The organism is Nocardioides sp. ChNu-99 (genome assembly GCF_029493445.1).
Taxonomy (GTDB): Bacteria; Actinomycetota; Actinomycetes; order Propionibacteriales; family Nocardioidaceae; genus Nocardioides.
On sequence record NZ_JAHWBL010000011.1, the window covers coordinates 1 to 18,734 of the forward strand.

Annotated in this window: 16 protein-coding genes and 1 pseudogene; 8 read left to right on the forward strand and 9 right to left on the reverse strand. The window is 74.9% G+C overall.

Features of this window, described 5'->3' with window-relative positions; translation table 11 throughout:
• Positions 1-268, reverse strand: a pseudogene (locus tag KK617_RS05720) (hypothetical protein); the annotation flags it as partial.
• A gap of 296 nt (positions 269-564) precedes the next feature.
• Here KK617_RS05720 and KK617_RS05725 point away from each other — a divergent pair.
• Together KK617_RS05725 and KK617_RS05730 are read left to right on the forward strand one after the other, a co-directional pair.
• Positions 565-1,995: an LCP family protein gene (locus KK617_RS05725; RefSeq protein ID WP_277498654.1), complete on the forward strand. Its 1,431-nt coding sequence runs from the start codon at positions 565-567 to the stop codon at positions 1,993-1,995.
• Between the two features lie 246 nt (positions 1,996-2,241).
• Entirely contained in the window at positions 2,242-5,178 is a 2,937-nt protein-coding gene (locus tag KK617_RS05730) for an FG-GAP-like repeat-containing protein (RefSeq protein ID WP_277498655.1), read from the forward strand.
• Here the strand turns inward: KK617_RS05730 and KK617_RS05735 are convergent.
• The gene (locus KK617_RS05735; RefSeq protein WP_277498657.1) at positions 5,162-5,965 is read right to left on the reverse strand and encodes a TIGR03089 family protein; all 804 of its coding nucleotides are present in this window, start codon (positions 5,963-5,965) and stop codon (positions 5,162-5,164) included. The two genes, KK617_RS05730 and KK617_RS05735, sit on opposite strands and share 17 nt — an antisense overlap.
• On the opposite strand from KK617_RS05735, the gene KK617_RS05740 reads away from it, so the two are divergent.
• Positions 5,964-7,034 carry an NDP-sugar synthase gene (locus KK617_RS05740; protein WP_277498658.1) on the forward strand — a complete coding sequence of 357 codons (1,071 nt, stop codon included), beginning with the start codon at positions 5,964-5,966 and terminating at the stop codon, positions 7,032-7,034. The genes KK617_RS05735 and KK617_RS05740 overlap by 2 nt on opposite strands.
• Before the next feature lie 102 nt (positions 7,035-7,136).
• Here KK617_RS05740 and KK617_RS05745 read toward each other — a convergent pair whose 3' ends face one another.
• The 3 genes from KK617_RS05745 to cofD form a co-directional block, all read right to left on the reverse strand.
• Positions 7,137-7,904 (reverse strand): DUF3105 domain-containing protein, encoded by a 768-nt coding sequence (locus KK617_RS05745; protein ID WP_277498659.1) that lies wholly within the window; start codon positions 7,902-7,904, stop codon positions 7,137-7,139.
• Between the two features lie 90 nt (positions 7,905-7,994).
• A complete protein-coding gene (cofE, locus tag KK617_RS05750) occupies positions 7,995-8,993 on the reverse strand; it encodes a coenzyme F420-0:L-glutamate ligase (protein WP_277498660.1) in 999 nt (332 codons plus the stop codon).
• Between the two features lies 1 nt (position 8,994).
• Positions 8,995-10,035, reverse strand: a complete 1,041-nt coding sequence (cofD, locus tag KK617_RS05755; protein ID WP_277498661.1) for a 2-phospho-L-lactate transferase — start codon at positions 10,033-10,035, stop codon at positions 8,995-8,997.
• A gap of 291 nt (positions 10,036-10,326) precedes the next feature.
• On the opposite strand from cofD, the gene KK617_RS05760 reads away from it, so the two are divergent.
• The 4 genes from KK617_RS05760 to KK617_RS05775 all read left to right on the forward strand — a co-directional run bounded on the left by KK617_RS05760 (position 10,327) and on the right by KK617_RS05775 (position 13,742).
• Positions 10,327-10,584, forward strand: a complete 258-nt coding sequence (locus tag KK617_RS05760) for a WhiB family transcriptional regulator (RefSeq protein WP_277498662.1) — start codon at positions 10,327-10,329, stop codon at positions 10,582-10,584.
• 35 nt (positions 10,585-10,619) lie between these two features.
• Entirely contained in the window at positions 10,620-11,657 is a 1,038-nt protein-coding gene (locus KK617_RS05765; protein ID WP_277498663.1) for a GTP-binding protein, read from the forward strand.
• Between the two features lie 79 nt (positions 11,658-11,736).
• Positions 11,737-12,489 carry a nitroreductase gene (locus tag KK617_RS05770; protein ID WP_277498664.1) on the forward strand — a complete coding sequence of 251 codons (753 nt, stop codon included), beginning with the start codon at positions 11,737-11,739 and terminating at the stop codon, positions 12,487-12,489.
• Positions 12,486-13,742 carry an acyl-CoA dehydrogenase family protein gene (locus KK617_RS05775; protein ID WP_277498665.1) on the forward strand — a complete coding sequence of 419 codons (1,257 nt, stop codon included), beginning with the start codon at positions 12,486-12,488 and terminating at the stop codon, positions 13,740-13,742. Before KK617_RS05770 ends, KK617_RS05775 begins: the two co-directional genes overlap by 4 nt.
• 417 nt (positions 13,743-14,159) lie before the next feature.
• Here KK617_RS05775 and KK617_RS05780 read toward each other — a convergent pair whose 3' ends face one another.
• From KK617_RS05780 to KK617_RS05795, 4 genes are read right to left on the reverse strand one after another with little or no spacing between them, the layout of a single operon-like run.
• Complete coding sequence (locus KK617_RS05780; protein WP_277498666.1) at positions 14,160-14,669, reverse strand: histidine phosphatase family protein; 510 nt, start codon at positions 14,667-14,669, stop codon at positions 14,160-14,162.
• A gap of 11 nt (positions 14,670-14,680) precedes the next feature.
• On the reverse strand, positions 14,681-16,828 hold the full coding sequence (locus tag KK617_RS05785) for a xanthine dehydrogenase family protein molybdopterin-binding subunit (RefSeq protein WP_277498667.1): 2,148 nt from the start codon (positions 16,826-16,828) through the stop codon (positions 14,681-14,683).
• Entirely contained in the window at positions 16,825-17,817 is a 993-nt protein-coding gene (locus KK617_RS05790; RefSeq protein WP_277498668.1) for a xanthine dehydrogenase family protein subunit M, read from the reverse strand. The genes KK617_RS05785 and KK617_RS05790 overlap by 4 nt, the downstream gene beginning before the upstream one ends.
• Complete coding sequence (locus KK617_RS05795) at positions 17,814-18,326, reverse strand: 2Fe-2S iron-sulfur cluster-binding protein (RefSeq protein ID WP_277498669.1); 513 nt, start codon at positions 18,324-18,326, stop codon at positions 17,814-17,816. Before KK617_RS05795 ends, KK617_RS05790 begins: the two co-directional genes overlap by 4 nt.
• A 107-nt stretch (positions 18,327-18,433) precedes the next feature.
• Here KK617_RS05795 and KK617_RS05800 point away from each other — a divergent pair, with 107 nt between their 5' ends.
• Entirely contained in the window at positions 18,434-18,661 is a 228-nt protein-coding gene (locus KK617_RS05800) for a hypothetical protein (RefSeq protein ID WP_277498670.1), read from the forward strand.
• The last annotated feature ends 73 nt before the right edge of the window (positions 18,662-18,734 follow it).

An 18,734-nucleotide genomic window follows, 5' to 3' on the forward strand; every position in this document is an offset into this window, starting at 1 on the left:
GGGAGGTCGACCGGCGCGAGGGGCGGCCGGCGGGGTAGAGGTCGGCGTCGGTCGGGCCCTGCTGCGCGCCGGCCCCGGCCGCCGCTGCGCCCGGGGCCCCGCCGCCCGGGAGCAGCCGGGTGCTCTCGTCGTCGGGCCCGGGGCGCGGACGACGGCGCGTCGGCTGGGTCTGGTCGGGCCGGGGGGCACTGCCGGAGGAGCCGTAGAGCCACTCGTACTCGGGGGTGCCCTCCTCGGGCCGTCCTCCCCGCCGCTGACCGTCTGCCATGAGGGGGACGCTACCGTCCGCGACCCCGGCGTGGCGTCACCGCTGGTACGCGTGGGGCTGGTGAGATGAGCCGCGCAAGCCCTGGCGCTCCTTCCCCGGCGAGAAAGGCCTGCTCGATGCCGCCTACCGACCTGCCCACGCGCGACCGCGTGGGCGGCCCGTCGGGCCCACCGCCCCCCGGTGCGCGGAGGCCCCGTCCGGCGCCGCCCGCCGTGCGGGCTCCGCGCCCCCGCGCGGACGACCCCGAGCGGCGTGCCGCGGGGGTGCGCTTCCGGCGCGCCCTCACGCTCATGCTCATGACGCTGGTCCTGCCCGGGTCGGCGCAGCTCGTGGCCGGCGACCGGCGGGTCGGCCGCTTCGCCCTGCGCGTGTGGCTGGGCCTCGTCGGCGTCGTCGCCCTGGTCGCGCTCGTCAGCCTCGTGTGGGACGGCTTCGCGTTCTCCCTGGCGCTCAACACCGACGTGCTCGGCGTGCTGCGCCTGCTGCTGATCGCGCTCGCCCTCGGGTGGGCCGCGCTGTTCGTCGACGCCTGGCGCCTCGGCGAGCCCATGACGCTCCAGCGCAACCGCCGGCTCGTCGCTGTGGGCGTCAACGGCGTGCTGTGCTTCTCCGTCGTCGGCTCGCTGCTCTTCGGCGCCCACATCGTGGGCGCGGGCCAGGGAGCCATCCAGACCGTCTTCGGCGAGGGCGAGGCGACCGAGGCGACGGGGGGCCGCTACAACGTGCTGCTGCTCGGTGCCGACGCCGGGGACGGACGCGTCGGCCTGCGGACCGACTCGATGACCCTCGCGAGCATCGACGAGCAGAGCGGCGAGACCGTGCTGGTCTCGCTGCCGCGCAACCTGGCCAACTTCCCCTTCGCCCCCGGCTCGGTGATGGACGAGCAGTTCCCCGACGGGTTCGACTGCGAGGGCTGCTACCTCAACGGCGTCACGACCTGGGCCACCGACCACCCCGACCTGTTCGGGGCGTCGTCGTCGGCGAGCGAGGACGAGCTGTTCGAGATCGGGATGGACGCGACGCTCTCGGCGGTCGAGGGCGTCACCGACCTCGACGTGAACTACTGGGCCATGGTGGACATGGGCGGGTTCGAGCGCCTGGTCGACGCGGTCGGCGGCGTGGAGATGAACGTGCGCAGCCGCATCCCGATCGGCGGCGTCGGCTCCCCGGTGTACGGCTACATCGAGCCGGGCGTGCAGCAGCTCGACGGCTACCAGGCCCTGTGGTTCTCCCGCTCGCGGGAGGACTCCGACGACTACTCGCGCATGGCGCGCCAGAAGTGCGTCATGAGCGCGATGCTGCAGCAGCTGGACCCGGCCACGCTGGTCTCCCGCTTCGGCGAGATCGCCGCAGCCGGCTCCGCGATGCTCGAGACGAGCATCCCGCGCAGCGAGCTCGACACGTTCGTCGACCTCGCCCTGAAGGCGCGCAGCGAGCCGATCGCCACCGTGTCGATCGTGCCGCCGGCCGTCGACACGGCGAACCCGGACATGGCGGTCGTGCACCGCATGATCGACGACGCCGTGGGACGCAGCAGCGCGACGGCGGACTCCGCAGCCGAGGCCGCGGCCGAGGCGGAGGCGAGCGCCGCGGCGACGGAGGCGGCGACGGAGTCCGACGCCGAGGCCGAGGTCGAGGGCGAGCCCACGGTCACCGGTGGCTCGCTCGGCTCGCGCGACGACGGCTACACGGCCAACGAGACGACGGACCTCGGCTCCTCCTGCTGAGACCCTCACCACCCCCGCGGCGGCGCCGCTCCCCGGTCCTCGGGGGGCGGCGCCGCTGCTTTTCTGGCGTGTCGCGCCACGAACGGGCCGATTTGACGGTTAAATCGTCTGTGTGCTCGGCGTGTCGGCTTGCTAATTACACTCGTGTAGTTCGCGCATTCGCTTGCCGGTAACGGAAGTGACGTGTGTGATTACTGCTGTCTCGTGTGAAAACTTCCCCCCTCGCGCGCAGGAGCAGAGTCACCCATGCCACCCAGCAAGGCCCGTTTCGTCACCGCCTGCCAGCAGCTCTTGGCGCTGTTCGCCGTCCTCGCGGTCCTGGCCCCCGCGGCCAACACCATCTCGCTCGACGTCACCCACGCCCCCGAGGCGGCGACCCTCCCGGTCGCCGCGGCGGCCGACGAGGCCCCGGTGGCCACGGCCCCGGTGGAGCCGACCGTCGCCGAGGTGCCCCTGACCGACGCCGAGGGCGTGGCGGAGGAGGACACGACGACCGGTGCGTCCGTGGAGCCGCCGCTCGCCCCCGCCGCGCCGACGACGGCCGCGGAGTCGACCGTGGCCGCGGAGCCCGCGCCGGCGACGACGGAGCCGGCCGCTGAGCCGGTCGCGGTGCCCGCGACGGAGCTCACGAGCGAGCCGCAGCCCGTCACCGGCTTCGGCGCGGTCGGCGTCACCTGGGACCCGCAGGTGCAGGTCACCGGGGACGACATCGACTTCCGCGTGCGCACCGCGACCGCGGGCACGTGGTCGGCCTGGGAGGAGCTGCCCTACGAGGCGGAGGCCACGGACGGCGCCGACGACACCGACGCCGCGGACGCGACCGCCGAGGCCGACGCCCGCCCGGGCACCGAGCTCGTCTTCGTGGGCGAGGTCGACGAGGTGCAGGTCGACGTCGTCGCCCCGGGCGGCGTGCCGGCGGACCTCACCGTGTCGGTCATCGACCCGGGGGAGACCACCGTCGTCGAGGAGGCCCCGGAGTACGACGGCACCACGACCGCCGACCCCACCGCGGCGACCACGGCGTCGTACGACGCGGGCAGCGCCACCGGCGCCACCACCGCGACCACCACGGCCGCGTCCGACACCCCCGACGCCTCGGCGCAGGGTGACCTCCGGCTGGCCGCCGCGGCGTCCGTGCCGCAGCCCGCCATCTACTCGCGCGCCCAGTGGGGTGCCGACGAGTCGATGCGCGACAGCGCCCCGCGCTACGCGGCCGTGCGCGGTGCGGTCATCCACCACACGGTGAACGCGAACGACTACACCGCCGCTCAGGTGCCGGGCATCATCCGCGGCATCTACGCGTACCACACCAAGTCCCAGGGCTGGGCCGACGTCGGCTACAACTTCCTCGTCGACAAGTTCGGCCGGTTGTGGGAGGGCCGCTACGGCGGCATCACGAAGGCGGTCCGCGGCGCGCACATCTCGGCGTACAACGACTACGCGTTCGGCATCTCGGCCATCGGCAACTACGAGACCGCCCAGCCCAGCGCCGCCATGGTGCAGGCCATCGCGAACCTCCTCGCGTGGAAGCTCGCGATCCACGGCGTCGACGCGGCCTCGACCAACCAGAGCTTCGGCGGCGACCGGTTCCCGGCGATCATCGGGCACCGCGACGGCGGCCAGACGGCCTGCCCGGGCAAGTACCTCTACGCCAAGATCCCGGGCATCCGCACCGAGGCCAAGCGCATCCAGAACGGCGCCAGCGCGCCGGCCCCGGCCCCGACCCCGGCGCCCACGCCGGCCCCGGGCAGCACGGTCAGCAAGCCGGCCATCACCGGCTCGAACCTGATCGGCAACAGCTACCCCGACGTGCCGTTCCGCATGAGCGACGGTCGCGTGTGGCTGCTGCCCACCGGTGGGCTCACCTCCTACACCGCCCCGGTCAAGCTGACCGGCAGCTTCACCGGCGCCCAGGGCGTCGCCCTGTCGCCGGACCTGACGGGCGACGGCCGCGCCGACATGGTCATCGTCGACCGCGGCGGTGCGGCGTGGATCCGCCCGGGCACGGGCGGCGGCGGGTTCGCCACGACGAAGCTGGCGAGCGCCTCGATGTTCCGCGGCACCGACAACCTGACGCCCGTCGGCGACATCGACGGCGACGGCAGGAACGACCTGCTGGCCCGCTTCAAGGCCACGGGTGAGACCTACGTGTACCTCGGCAACGGCCGCGGCGGCTTCACCCCCACGAAGGTGGCGCGCGACTGGCGCAGCTACGAGCTCATCACGAGTGTCGGGGACCTGACCGACGACGGGAAGCCCGACCTCGTCATGCGCGACACGGCCGGGAAGCTGTGGATCATCCCGGGCGGCGTGGCCGGCACCGTCAAGGGTCGCGTCGTCGCGATGGGCGCGCGGATCCAGGTGCCCGGGGACTTCGGCTCCATCTCCGCGATGGGCGGCTGGGGCGACGTCACGGCCGACCGCAAGGCCGACCTGGTCGTGCGTCTGTCCAGCGGCACCGTCTACATCATGCCGGGCAACGGGGACGCCCGCCTCGGTCCGGCCCGCGGCCCGGTCGCGACCAAGGGCGCCTACCGCAGCATCTCCGGCGGCGGCAACGTCATCGGCGGCAGCTCGCCCGACCTGCTGACGCGCGTCGGGGACGACGTCTACCTGCTGCCGCACTCGGGCAAGGTGGACCACACCCCGGCTGTCGCGACCAACGTCGTCGTGCCCGCCGCGACCCAGATGTTCAACGTGGGCGACTGGGACAAGGACGGCCGGGGCGACCTCGTCACCCGCAGCTCCGGGGGCGGGCTCACGCTGTGGCGCGGCACCGGGACCGGCACGTTCGCGGCCGGGGTGCCCCTCGGCTCCGGCGTCGAGGGCGTCACGTCGCTGCGGTTCGTCGGCGACGTCACCAGCGACGGGATGCCCGACTTCTTCGGCCGCTCGGCCGAGGGCACGCTGCGGATCTTCCCCGGCAACGGCGTCAACGGGTTCAAGCCGGGCATCTCCGCGTCGCAGCGCCTGGCCGACTGGTACTCGTACGGCGGGCTCGACCTGCGCGGCTACGACCTCGTGACGACCGTCGCGTCGCTGACCGGGGCGGGCCGGCCCGACCTCGTCATCCGCCACAAGTCGACAGGGCTGCTGCGCCTGGTGCAGTGGGACGCCTCCGGACGCGTGGTCACCAACCGCGTGCTCGCCCAGGCGTCGTCGAAGGTCAACCTGCTGGGCTGATCCGCTCGTCGCGCTCGAGGACGACGCGCCGCTCCCGCCACCACGGCGCGAGCGGCGCGTCGTCGTCGGTGAGGACGAGCGAGCCGCCGGCCGCCAGCACCGACCACGCGGTCGCGACCGCGCCCTCGTCGGTCAGGGCGTGGGCGAGCACGCGCGCGGGCTCCGAGCCCGTGGCGGCGAACAGCTCGGCGTGGGTGCGCGCACCGAGCGCCGCGTCCTGGGGGGTCGGCGGGTCGAGCGCGACGTACGCGTCGGGCTGGCCCCACACCTCGACGCCGAGGTCGTGGACGCCGGCGGGCACACCGGTCGCGAAGGGGCGCGCGAGCGGGGTGAGCGCCGCCGCCACCACGACGCGCCGGCCCGCCTCGGGGGCCCAGCGCTCGAGGCGGTCCGGGCCGCAGACCACCGCGTCGGCCTCGTCGGCGCCGGGGTGGTCGGGCAGCAGCACGACGAGGCCCGCGGTCCACGCGGCCCCGGCGACGACGGGACCGAGCCAGTGGGTGGGCAGGTCGACGAGGAGGCGGTCGCCGCGCTCGAGGTCGAGCGCGTCGGTGAGCAGCCCGGCGGTCTTGGCGACCCAGTTCGCGTAGGTCGTCACGGACAGCTCGGTCCGGTCCACCACCTGGCCGTCGGCGTCGTGGGCGTACCAGGTGAGCAGCGGGCGACCCGGCTCGGCGCGCAGCAGGTCGGCGAGCAGCGTCGCGAAGGTGGCGGGACGGTGACGGGCGGGTGCGGCGGCGTGGGTCACGTCGGCCATCCTCCCAGCCTTCTCTACGATGCCCGACATGACTCCTTCCTCTGTCGAGGCGGTGATCGTCGCGGGTGGGTTCGGCTCCCGGCTCCTCCCGCTGACGGCCCGTCGTCCCAAGCACCTGCTCGACGTCGGCGGCGTGCCCTTCCTCGAGCACCAGATCGCGCGGCTCGCCGAGGCGGGGGTCGACCACGTCGTGCTCGCCACGTCGTACCACGCCGACCAGTTCCGCCCGGTGCTCGGCGACGGCAGCCGCTGGGGGGTGCGCATCGACTACGTGCTGGAGGAGCAGCCGCTCGGCACGGGCGGGGCCATCCGCAACGTCGCGGACGCCCTGACCGACGACCCGGACGGCGCCGTCGTCATCCTCAACGGCGACGTGCTCTCGGGCCACGACCTGCCCGCGCAGCTCGAGGACTTCCGCACCCCGCGCGACGGGCAGCGCGTCGACGTGAGCCTCCACCTCGTCGAGGTCGAGGACGCCCGCGCGTTCGGCTGCGTGCCCACCGACGCGGCCGGCCGGGTGACCGCGTTCGTGGAGAAGTCCGACGACCCCGTCACCAACCAGGTCAACGCCGGTTGCTACGTCTTCCGCCGCGACGTCATCGACACCATCCCCGCCGGTGAGGTCGTCTCGGTCGAGCGGGAGACCTTCCCCGGCCTCGTGGCCGACGGCCGCCTCGTCGTCGGCTTCGTCGAGACCGCCTACTGGCGCGACGTGGGTACGCCGGCCGCCCTGGTGGGCGCGTCGCGCGACGTCGTCCTCGGCGTGGCGCCGACCCCGGCCATCGGCGCGGCGGAGGCCGGCGCGCGCGTCGCCGAGGGAGCCACCGTCCGCAGCGACCACGTCGGCGGGGGATCGGTCGTCATGAAGGAGGCCACCGTCGAGGCGGGGGCCGTGGTCGAGGGCAGCATCGTCATGACCGGCGCCGTCGTCGAGGCGGGCGCCCGGGTCACGGACTCGGTCGTCGGGCCCTGGGCCCGGGTGGGTCGCGACGCGGTGCTGCGGGGGGCGACGCTCGGCGACGAGGTCGTCGTCACCGCGGGCGCGCACGTCACCGACGAGCGCGTCGACGTCGGCAGCACCGTGGGCGCCGGGGACTGACCCCGCACCACCCCCGAGCACGCCCCCGAGCACGACGAAGGGCCCCGGTCGGCGCGACCGGGGCCCTTCGTCGTACCCCCGCCGGGTCGGCGGGGGAGTGGCTCACATGGCGTTCGGCTCCCACGAGTTGGTGTAGGGCCAGCGCAGCATGAAGTCCTCGAGCGCCTCGCCGCTCGGGGCGGAGCAGTACTGCACGACGCCGAAGCCGCTGTCGCCCTCCTCGGGCAGGTCCTCGGGCGCCTCGCCGACGGCGGGCTCGGCCGAGGAGGCCCAGTGGGCGATGGCGATGTGCTGGCCCTCGGGGAAGGCGGTGCCGCCGTCCTCCTCGCCCTTCCACGGCGCGGCCTTGAACTTGAGGCGGAAGTTGTCGGTGCCCTTCAGCTTGCTCGCGATGCCGCGGATCTCGTCCATCATCTCCTCGTCCTCCCACGCCGTCTGGTCGTACCAGAGGAACGTGTAGCCGTGCTCGAGGTTGTGGACCAGCTGCTCGACCTCGGGGGCCTCGTCCCAGCCGTAGAACTTGCGCTCCATCGGGGCGGGCACGCTGCGGTGGGGACCGAAGATGGCCGGGGAGGTCTCGTAGGTGATGTCCCCGTCGTCCTGGTGGTCCTGGTTGCCCGTCGCCGCGAGCACCTGCTCGGGGCTGCAGGTGTCGGCGGGCTCACCGATGCTCGCGAGGTCGATGTCGTTGAACTGGCGCAGCTCCCACCAGTTCATCACCGGGCGGTACGCCGCGGCGGCGACGATGAGGAGCGCGACCACGCCGCAGACGCCGACGATCATGAAGCTGCCGCGGCGCTCGGCGCGCTGGTGCGCCTTCAGCTGCTTCTTGGCCTTGGCGGCACGGTCGTTGCTGGGGGTCTTCGCCACGGTCAGGCTTTCCTCACGGGTGGACGGCGGTCAGGAGGGTGTGCGCGCGGGCGTGCACGGGCGCCCCGGGCGGGCGCACGAGGGGAGAGTCTACGGAGTCCCCGGGACGAAGCGGACCTCCGCCGGGCCGGTGCGCTCCCAGTGCCACGCGAACGCCCGGCCGAGCGCGTCGAGCGTCCGCTCCAGGCCGGCGGCGGGCGGCACGTGCACGGACAGGTGGAACGGGGCCGCGGCGCGGCCCTCCGGGGCCTCCTCGACGACGAGCACGGGTACGGCGAGCACCCGCGCCAGCGCGTCGGCCAGGTCGCCGGGGCTCGCGGGCGCGCCGAAGCCGTCGGCCAGGTCCGCGGGGTCGACCTCGGCGGCGAGCGCGGCGACCACGGCCTCGCGTGCGCCGTACCCGAACATGTCGCGGGCGGGGTCGCGGACGAGCCCGCGGGCGCCGGCGCCGTCCTCGTCCGGGGGCAGCACGAGGTCGGCACGGCCACGCAGGAGCACCAGCGGCCGGCCCGAGAGCTTGCCCTGCGCGAGCTCGGCCGCACCGGCGATCTCGTCGGCGACCGCGGGGGCGGTGACGGCCAGCTCGTTGCCGTAGCCGTCGACGCGACCCGCGTGGTCGTCGAGCACGCGGAGGCCCGCGGCGCCCACGGCGATGTCGGTCTGGCCCTCGCGCCACGCGCGGCCGGCGGTGTCGGTGACGACGACGCCGACGTTGACGCCGGTGCGCTCGCGCAGCCCGGCACGCAGGGCGCGGGCGGAGGCGTCGGGGTCGGCCGGGAGGGGTACGACGGAGCCCCGCGCCACGTTCGAGGCGTCCACGCCGGCCGCAGCGAGGGTGAGGCCGTGGCGGGTGCGGGAGATGCGGGTGGGACCGCGGCGGGCCACGACGCGGACGGTCTCGGCGTCGACGAGGGCCTCGCGGTCACCGGCGCGCACGCGTCCCTCCGCCTTCGCGACCACCTTGCTCGTGACGACGACGACGTCGCCGTCGACCGGTGCGAGCAGGTCGGCGACCAGGGCGACCAGGTCGGTGTCGGCCGCGACCTCGCCGACCCCCTCGGGCGCGACGAGCTCGACGCGTCCGACCACCTCAGGCCTCCCGGTCGGCGCGCAGCTCCAGCGCCATGCCGACGGCGGCCGCGGCCATGGCGGCGGTGGCGTCGTGGTCGCTCATCATGAGCGGCACGGCGCGGGTCGGGACCCCGGCGGCCTCGGCGACGGCCACCTGGTCCGCGTCGCGCTCGTCGACCAGCCAGCCGTCGAGCACGCCGCCGTTCGCGCGGGCGCCGTAGTGCGCGCCCACCGCCCCGGCGGTGACCTCGACGCCGATGGCCTCCAGCAGCTGCCGCGCCATCCCGCGCACGGGGGCGCCGCCCACGATGGGGGAGAGGCCGACCACGGGGGCGTCGGAGGCGGCCAGCGCCGCCCGCACCCCGGGGACGCCGAGGATGGTGCCGACCGAGACGACCGGGTTCGACGGCGGGAGGAGGACGACGTCGGTCTCCGTCAGGGCCTCCACCACGCCCGGGGCGGGCTCGGACTCGTCGAGGCCGACGAAGACGAGGGCCTCGGCGGGCACCTCGGCGCGCAGGCGCACCCAGTACTCCTGGAAGTGCACGACCCGGCGGCCGCTGGGGGCGTCGGGGTCCGCGATCGCCACGTGGGTCTCGACGCGGTCGTCGGTCATCGGCAGCAGCCGCACGCCGGGCTGCCAGCGCCGGCACAGGGCCGTGGTGATGTCCGAGAGCGGGTAGCCCGCCTCGAGCAGCTGCGTGCGCACCAGGTGGGTGGCCACGTCGCGGTCGCCGAGGCCGAACCACGTCGGCTCCACGCCGTACGCGGCGAGCTCCTCCTTGACGCTCCACGTCTCGTCGCGCCGGCCCCAGCCGCGCTCGAGGTCGATGCCGTCGCCGAGCGTGTACATGACGGTGTCGAGGTCGGGGCAGACCTTGAGGCCGTGGACCCAGATGTCGTCGGCGGTGTTGGCCACCACGGTGACCTCGGTGTCGGCCGACGCGCCGGGCACGAGCCCGTGCGCGAGGCCGTGCCGCAGGCCCTGGAGGAAGCGTGCGCCGCCCATGCCGCCCGAGAGCACGGTGACGCGCCGCACGGGGGTGCCGGGAGCGCTCATGGAACCACCCTGCCCGATGATCGGGTCCGACCTCGCGCCGGGGCCGACGGGCGGACCCGGGACCAGGGTCCCGGATCACCCCTCCGGGTGCCCCTCTACCAGATGACGGGCTTGACTTCGGGGTACGACAGGCATGTAATTCCCACAGTGTCGTTACGGTGTGACCTGCTGGTGGAGCAGTACCCCCGGACGCCACGTGTGCTCGTCGCAGACCCCCCGACGTCGTGGTGGGGGTCGTGTGCGCGGCAGCAGGGTCAGCTGGGTCGGAGTCGGGTCGAAAGGTCGGGTGCGGTGAACGAACTGGATCTCGTGGACGAGGACTCGGCGGAGCTGGGGTGGCAGGAGCGCGCGCTGTGCGCCCAGACCGACCCCGAGTCGTTCTTCCCGGAGAAGGGCGGCTCCACGCGGGAGGCCAAGAAGGTCTGCCTGACGTGCGAGGTCAAGGACGAGTGCCTGGAGTACGCGCTGCTCAACGACGAGCGCTTCGGCATCTGGGGTGGTCTCTCCGAGCGCGAGCGCCGCAAGCTGAAGAAGCGCGCAGCCGTCTGAGGCGGCTGCGTGCCGCCTGAGTAGGCTCGCGCCTCGTGGTGGAGCCCGTACCGGTCGTCGTCGTGGCGGGCAGCCTCGGCGCCGGCAAGACCACGGTCGTCAACCACCTGCTGCGCCACAGCGCCGACACGCGGGTGGGCGTGATCGTCAACGACTTCGGTGACGTCGACGTCGACGGCCTGCTCGTGGCCGGCCAGGCCGACATGATGTTCTCCGCCACCGGCGGCTGCCTGTGCTGCGCCGCCGACCACGGCGCGATCGCCGACTTCATCACCCGCCTCACGGCCCCGCGGGCCGGCATCGACGTGGTGGTCGTGGAGGCCAGCGGCGTGGCCGACCCCGGAGTGCTCGTGCAGCGCGTCGTCGGAGACCTGGGCCGCCGGGCCCGCTTCGGCGGCCTTGTCCTGCTCGTCGACGCCGAGAACACGCCCACCGTCGACGAGGGCGGTGACCTGCACCGCCGGCTCACCGCGGCCGACCTCGTCGTGCTGACGAAGGCCGACCGCGTGGACGCCGGGCACCTCGCCCGTCTGCGGGCACGGCTGCGGGTCCTCGTCCCCGGCCGCCCCGTCACCGTCGCCCGCCAGGGCGCCCTCGACCCCTCCCTGCTCTTCGACCTGCGGCACGACCCGCACCGGCAGCTGACGCTGGGCGACATCCGGGCCGACGAGCACGCGCACCTGCACACGCCGTACCGGTCGGTGAGCTGGACCCACCCGGGCCCGCTGCACCCCGCGCGCCTCGCGACGCTGCTGGCCTCGGGGGTGCCCGAGGCGTTCCGCGTCAAGGGGTTCGTGGGCATCGACGTGCCCGGCGTGCCGGCGCGCTGGACCGTGCACCGGGTGGGGCGGCACGTGCGCATCACGCCGGGTGTGCCGAGCGGCGTCCGCGGCTGCTCCCTCGTCCTCATCGGGCCCGAGCTCGGCGGGTCGGCGTACGACGCCCTCGGCGACGTCGTGCAGCGGCCCGGCGAGGAGGTCGACCGCGACGCGTTCGGGGGCTTCGAGCGGTTCGTCCCCGTTCGGCTGCGGCCCCCGCCGCCGGAGGACCGCGACGGCGCGACCTCCGACTGACCGGTCCGTCCGGGGCTGCTGTCGTACGCTCGCCCCGGACCGATCGAACGATCGGCCCGGTGCGGACGGGGAGGGGCGCGTGGTGCAGCTCGTGGAGGACGGCGGACCCGCGGGGACCGGCGGGGGACCGGACGGCGCGCCGGCGTCGGCGCTCGAGGAGCTGCTCGCGCGGCGGCACAGCTGCCGGGCCTTCCTCCCGGACCCGGTCGCGCCGGAGACCTTCGCCGCGATCTTCGGGCTGGCGCAGCGCACCGCCTCCTGGTGCAACACGCAGCCCTGGCAGGTGCACCTCGTCACCGGCGAGGCCGTGCCGGAGTTCGCGCAGCACCTCGAGACCGCGGTGCTGACCGCGCCGGGGTCGTCCGACCTGCCGATGCCCGAGGGGTACGCGGGGGTGTACGCCGACCGCCGCCGCGCCTCGGGGTTCGCGCTCTACGAGAGCCTCGGCATCGCGCGGGAGGACAAGGAGGCCCGGGGCCTGCAGATGTTCCGCAACTTCTCGTTCTTCGGCGCGCCCCACGTCGCGGTCGTCACCACCGACCGCCAGCAGGGCACGTACGGCGCGATCGACTGCGGCGGGTACGTCGCGAACCTGCTGAACGCGGCCGCCGCCCACGGCGTGGCGTCGTGCCCCCAGGCGGCGATCGCCATGTACTCCGGCGCGGTGCACGAGTTCCTCGCCCTGCCCGAGGACCGGCTCGTCGTCTGCGCCGTCGCGCTCGGCCACGCCGACCCGGAGCACCCGGTCAACGCGTTCCGCACCGACCGCGCCCCCGTCGCCGACGTCCTGACCGTCGTCGACCGCCGCCCCACCGCCGAGGAGACCCGATGACCGACCTGCTCCCCACCGACGACCCCTTCGACGTGGCGGGGCTCGACCTCACGCCCTCGCCACGGGCGCGGGAGCTGCGGGGGTCGTTGGTGGAGTTCATGAACGACCACGTGTTCCCCGCCGAGGCGGAGTACACGGCGTACCGGGCCGCGGCCGGCCCCGACGACCACACGCTGCCGCCCGTGGTGGAGACGCTCAAGGTCGAGGCACGGCGGCGCGGGCTGTGGAACCTCTTCATGCCCGACATCGGCGGCATCAGCCAGCTCGACTACGCGGGCCTGGCGGAGATCACCGGGTGGAGCCTCGAGCTGGCGCCGGAGGCCATCAACGGCCAGGCTCCCGACACCGGCAACATGGAGCTGCTGCACCTGTTCGGCACGCCCGAGCAGCAGGAGCGCTGGCTGCAGCCGCTGCTCGACGGGGAGATCCGCTCCGCGTTCGCCATGACGGAGAAGGCGGTCGCCAGCAGCGACGCCACCAACATCGAGACCTCGATCGTGCGCGACGGCGACGAGTACGTCATCAACGGCCGCAAGTGGTGGACCTCCGGTGCCGCCGACCCGCGCTGCCGGCTGCTCATCGTCATGGGCAAGACCGACCCCGGCGCCGCCAAGCACCGGCAGCAGTCGATGGTGCTGGTGCCGATGGACTCGCCCGGTGTGGAGCTCGTGCGCGATCTCCCGGTGTTCGGTCGCCACGACCAGCACGGGCACTGCGAGGTGCTGCTCACCGACGTGCGCGTGCCCGTCACGAACGTGCTGGGGGAGGAGGGCGCCGGGTTCGCCCTCGCCCAGGCCCGCCTCGGCCCGGGGCGCATCCACCACTGCATGCGGGCGCTGGGCGCCGCCGAGCGGGCCATGGACCTGCTCGTACGGCGCGCCGGCAGCCGCGTCGCGTTCGGCAAGCCCCTGGCCGACCAGGGCATGGTGCAGCGCGACATCGCCGAGTCGCGCCTGGCCATCGAAGAGGCGCGGTTGCTCTGCCGGCACGCCGCCGCCGTCATCGACGCGCACGGCAACAAGGCGGCCGCCCCGCTGGTGTCGATGGCGAAGGTGTCGGTGCCGCGCGTGACGCTCGAGGTCATCGACCGCGCCATCCAGGTGCACGGCGGCGCGGGTGTCAGCGACGACGTGCCGCTGACGCTGATGTACGGCTGGCACCGCGCCATGCGCATCTTCGACGGCCCCGACGAGGTGCACCTGCGCACCATCGCCCGGTTCGAGGCCACCCGCGAGCGCGTCCTGCGCCCGTGACGCCCGGCTGGCCGGGCGCGGCGCGTCTCGGTGGTCGAGGAATGCGCTGCGCCCCGGTTGTGGTGGGCGCGCCAGCGCCCCGGTGGTCGAGGTGGGCGCTGCGCCCCGGTGGTTGAGGTGGGCGCGCCAGCGCCCCTCGAAACCACGGTGCGATCCGTGCACGTCTGCCGGCCCGTGGTTTCGAAGGCCGCCGGGGCGGCCACCTCAACCACCGGCGGAGCCGTGGCGCGTCTCGGTGGTTGAGGTGGGCGCGCTAGCGCCCCTCGAAACCACGGTGCGATCCGTGCACGTCAGCCGGCTGGTGGTTTCGAGGGCCGCCGGGGCAGCCACCTCAACCACCGCGTGGCCGCCGGGGCGGCCACCTCAACCACCGGAAAGCCCCCTGGAGCCGGACGGAGCGCCGGGAACCGGGAGGGGCTACTCGCCCGGCGCGGCCGGGGGGCGGCCGGCGGCGTGGAGGGTCGCCGTACCGGCGCGGGCGTGGTCCACGGCGTCGGCCCAGACGCCCTCCCACCGCAGCCACGCGATCGCCGACGTCGGCATCGCGACCGCGTCGCCGGCGAGCGACGACGCCAGCTCGCCGAGGCCCGGCTCGTGGCCGACGAGCGCCACCGCGGGGAGCGCCGGGTCGAGCCCGGCGACGACGGCGAGCAGGTCGTCGGCGTCGAACGTGTAGACCCGCTCGTCGTGCACCACCGGCGGCGGGGCCGGGAGACCGGCCGCGACGAGCTCCCAGGTGGTCGCCGCGCGGACGGCCGGGGACACCACGGCGAGGTCGAGCCTCGGCCCGTGCGCGCCGAGCCACGCGCCCGCCTCGGTCGCCTGGCGCCGGCCGCGCGGCCCCACCGGCCGGTCGCGGTCGGGCACCCACGTGGACCAGTCCGACTTGCCGTGCCGCACGAGCACCAGGTGCCGTCCGGCGTCCACCGCCACCGGCGTCAGGCCTTCCCGGCCGGCTCGGGCGCCAGCGCCGGCAGGTCGAGGAAGTGGTCCGCGGTGACGGGCAGCGACCGCACGCGCACCCCCGTCGCGTGGTGCGTCGCGTTCGCGATGGCCGCGGCGGTGCCCACGATGCCGATCTCGCCGATGCCGCGCGAGCCCATGGGCGTCGACAGGTGGTCCTCCTCCTCGAGCCACTCGGCGCGCAGGTCGCGCACGTCGGCGTGGGCGGCCACGTGGTACGTCGCGAGGTCCTGCGTCACCGTGTGGCCGAAGCGCGGGTCCCGCCAGCCCTCCTCGTGCAGCGCCGCGGACAGCCCCATCACGAGGCCGCCCAGCAGCTGCGAGCGCGCGGTCGTCGGGTTGATGACCCGCCCGACCGAGTAGACGCCGAGCAGCCGCTCGACCCGCACCTCGCCCGTCCACCGGTGCACGTGGGTCTCCGCGAAGACGGCGCCGAACGAGTGCAGGGAGTGGCCGGACATGTCGGCGTACTGCCCCGACGTCGCGGTGGTGGCGACCCCGGGGTCGGGGTGCTCGCCGTGGTCGGCGCGGAACTGCTGCGCGGCGGCGGCGATCGCCGTACCCCACGACGAGGTGCCCGACGAGCCGCCCGCCACGGTCGCGAACGGCAGCTCGGAGTCGGCGACGAGGAGGTCGATCGCCTCGGGCGGGCACCCGAGCGCGTCGCTGGCGACCTGCAGCAGCACGGTGCGCGCCCCGGTGCCGATGTCGACCGCGCCGATGGCGACCTCGTAGCGCCCGCCCTCGACCGAGCGCACCCGTGCGCCGTTGCCCGGCATCCAGAGCATGGGGTACGTCGCGGACGCCACGCCCGTGCCGACCCACCAGTCACCCTCGGCCCGCGCCCGGACGCCCTCGGGCCGCTCGGCCCAGCCGAACAGCTCGGCGCCCCGGTGCAGGCACTCGACGAGGCGGCGGTCGTTGAAGGGGTTGCCCGTCTCGGGGTCGACCTCGGGCTCGTTGCGCACCCGCAGGTCGATGGGGTCGACCCCGGTGGCGACGGCCAGCTCGTCCATGGCGACCTCGTGGGCGTACATGCCGGGCATCTCGCCCGGCGCCCGCATCCACGACGGCACGGCCACGTCCAGCTCCGCCACCCGGTGGGTCGTGGCGCGGTGGGGGGCGGCGTACATCATGCGTGCCGCGGTCGCCGTCTGCTCGGCGAACTCCTTGATGCGCGAGGTCTGCGACTCGGCGTCGTGCCGCAGCGCCACCAGGCGCCCGTCGGGCTCCGCTCCGAGGCGGACCCGGGAGCGCGTCGCGGTGCGGTAGCCGGTCAGCGCGAACATCTGCTGCCGCGTCACGGCGAGCCGCACGGGCCGGCCCGGCACGCTCAGCGCGGCCAGCGCCACCGCCACCTCGGGCGCGTGGGGGAGGCCCTTGCTGCCGAAGCCACCCCCGACGTACGGCGCGAGCACCCGCACCTGCTCGGGCTCCAGGCCGAGCAGCGGCGCGAGCGTGGCCCGCACCGGGTGCACGCCCTGGGTGGAGTCGTGCAGGGTCAGCCGCTCGCCGTCCCACAGCGCCGTCGCGGCGTGCGGCTCCATCGGGCTGTTGTACTCGTGCGGCGTCTCGTAGACCGCGTCCACCACCACGGGCGCCGCAGCCAGGGCCGCGGTCGGGTCGCCGTCGACGGTGTCGGTCTCGGCGCCGGCGTTGACCTCCTCGGGGGCGTACGTCGCGCTGCCCGGCGCGAACGCGGCCTCGTGGGCCTCCGCGTCCTGGTGCACGGCCACGAGCGCGGCACCCTCGCGGGCCGCCTCCGAGCTGGTGGCGAGCACGAGCGCCACGACCTGTCCCCGGAAGCCGATGCGGTCGTCCTGCAGCACCGCCAGCTCGCGGTCCTCGGTGTCGGCCAGCCGGGGGGCGCTCTCGTGGTCGAGGACCGCCTCGACGCCGGGGTGCTCGAGGGCGGCGGAGGCGTCGACCCGCACGACCCGCCCCCGGGCGACGGTGGAGGTGACGAGCCAGGCGTGCAGCAGGTCGCCCTCGACCGGGTGCTCGACGGCGTACGTCGCCTCCCCGGTGACCTTCTCGACCCCGTCCTGGCGGTCGAGGTGGCGGCCCATCACCTGCGGCGCGACGACCTCGGGGACGACCTCGTCGGGGGACTGCTCGCTCATCGGCCGGTTCCTTCCGCGAGACGGGTGAGGGCCAGCGCAGTCAGGTTCCGCACCATGTCGACCTTGTAGGCCGTCTGCGCCGTGACGGTGGCCGCGGCCAGCTCGGCCGAGGCGGCCTCGCGCACCGCGTCCTCGGTGAGGACCGCGCCGCGCAGCGCCTCCTCGGCCAGCAGCGCGCGCCACGGCTTGTGGGCGACGCCGCCCCAGGCGATGCGCACGTCGCGCACGACCTCCCCGTCGAGCTCGAGGCCGGCGGCCACGGAGACGAGGGCGAACGCGTACGACGCGCGGTCGCGCGCCTTGCGGTACGTCGCGTTCCGCGCCACCGCGGAGGCGGGCAGCTGGACGGCGGTGATGAGGTCCCCGTGCTCGAGCACCGTGTCGCGCTCGGGGTGGTGGCCCGGCAGCCGGTGCAGGTCGACCAGCGGGATGCGGCGCTCGCCCTCGGGGCCGAGCACCACGACGGTCGCGTCGGCCGCCGCCAGGGCGACGGCGAGGTCGGACGGGTGGGTGGTCACGCAGGCCTCGCTCAGGCCCAGGACCGCGTTGTAGCGGCCGTAGCCCTCGAGGGCCGAGCAGCCCGAGCCGGGGTCGCGCTTGTTACAGGGGGTCGTGACGTCCTGGAAGTAGACGCAGCGGGTGCGCTGCAGCAGGTTGCCGCCGGTGGTGGCCTGGTGGCGGATCTGGCCCGACGCGCCGGCCAGGAGGGCGCGCGCGACGCCGGGGAAGTCCCGCCGTACCGCGGGGTGGGCGGCGAGGTCACTGTTGCGGACGTTCGTACCGACCCGCAGGCCGCCGTCGGGCAGCTCCTCGACCTGGTCGAGGGGGAGCCGGCTGACGTCGACGAGCGTGCCGGGGGAGGTGATGCCCAGCTTGAGGTGGTCGACGAGGTTCGTCCCGCCGCCGAGGAAGCGGGCGTCGGGGTCGGCCGCGACCAGGGCGACGGCCCCCGCGGCGTCGTCGGCGCGGTGGTAGGCGAAGTCCCTCACGCGGCACCGCCGGCCTGGCGCACGGCCGCGAGGATGCCGGGGTAGGCGCCGCACCGGCACAGGTTGCCGCTCATCCGCTCGCGGATCTCGTCGTCCGTGAGCTCCGGGTCGGCCTCGAGGTCCTCGGTGACGTGGCTGCGGTGCCCGGCACGCACCTCGTCGAGCACGCCGACGGCCGAGCACACCTGTCCCGGGGTGCAGTAGCCGCACTGGAAGCCGTCGTGGTCGAGGAACGCCTGCTGCACCGGGTGCAGGGCCCCGTCGGCGCCGCGCAGCCCGCCGGCCGTCACGACCTCGGCGCCCTCGTGGGCCACCGCGAGCGTGAGGCACGTCAGGTGGCGCCGGCCGTCGAGGATCACCGTGCAGGAGCCGCACTGGCCGTGGTCGCAGCCCTTCTTCGGGTTCGTGACCCCCAGCCGTTCGCGCAACGCGTCGAGGAGGGTGGTGCGCGTGTCGACGGCGACGGTCCGCTCCGCACCGTCGACGGTCAGGGTCAGGTCCACGTCCATGCGGTGACGGTACCCACGCAGCGGTCGACGGCCCCCCGGCGCCGGAGCGGGCGCGAGCGGGGACACGGCGGCCGCTCGTCTCAGGGCCGCGTGGGTACCGTCACGGCATGAGCGACTACACCTCCGAGCAGTTCGAAGCCATCCAGGTCGTCGTGGACCGCGTCACCTCCTGGCAGGACGGGGCCACCGAGGGCACCGTCGACACCGAGCTCCACAAGGGGTTCGAGGAGGTCGGCATCGAGGTGAGCGAGGCCGACCGCGCCAAGCTGGCCGACGCGATCCAGGACGAGCACGGCGAGGTCGACGCGCAGTCGATCCTCGGCGGCACGGCCTGAGCCGACCAGCACGCAGCAGCCCCGACGGGCCCGGCTCCCCGACGGACGGGGACCGGGCCCGCGGTGTGCCCGC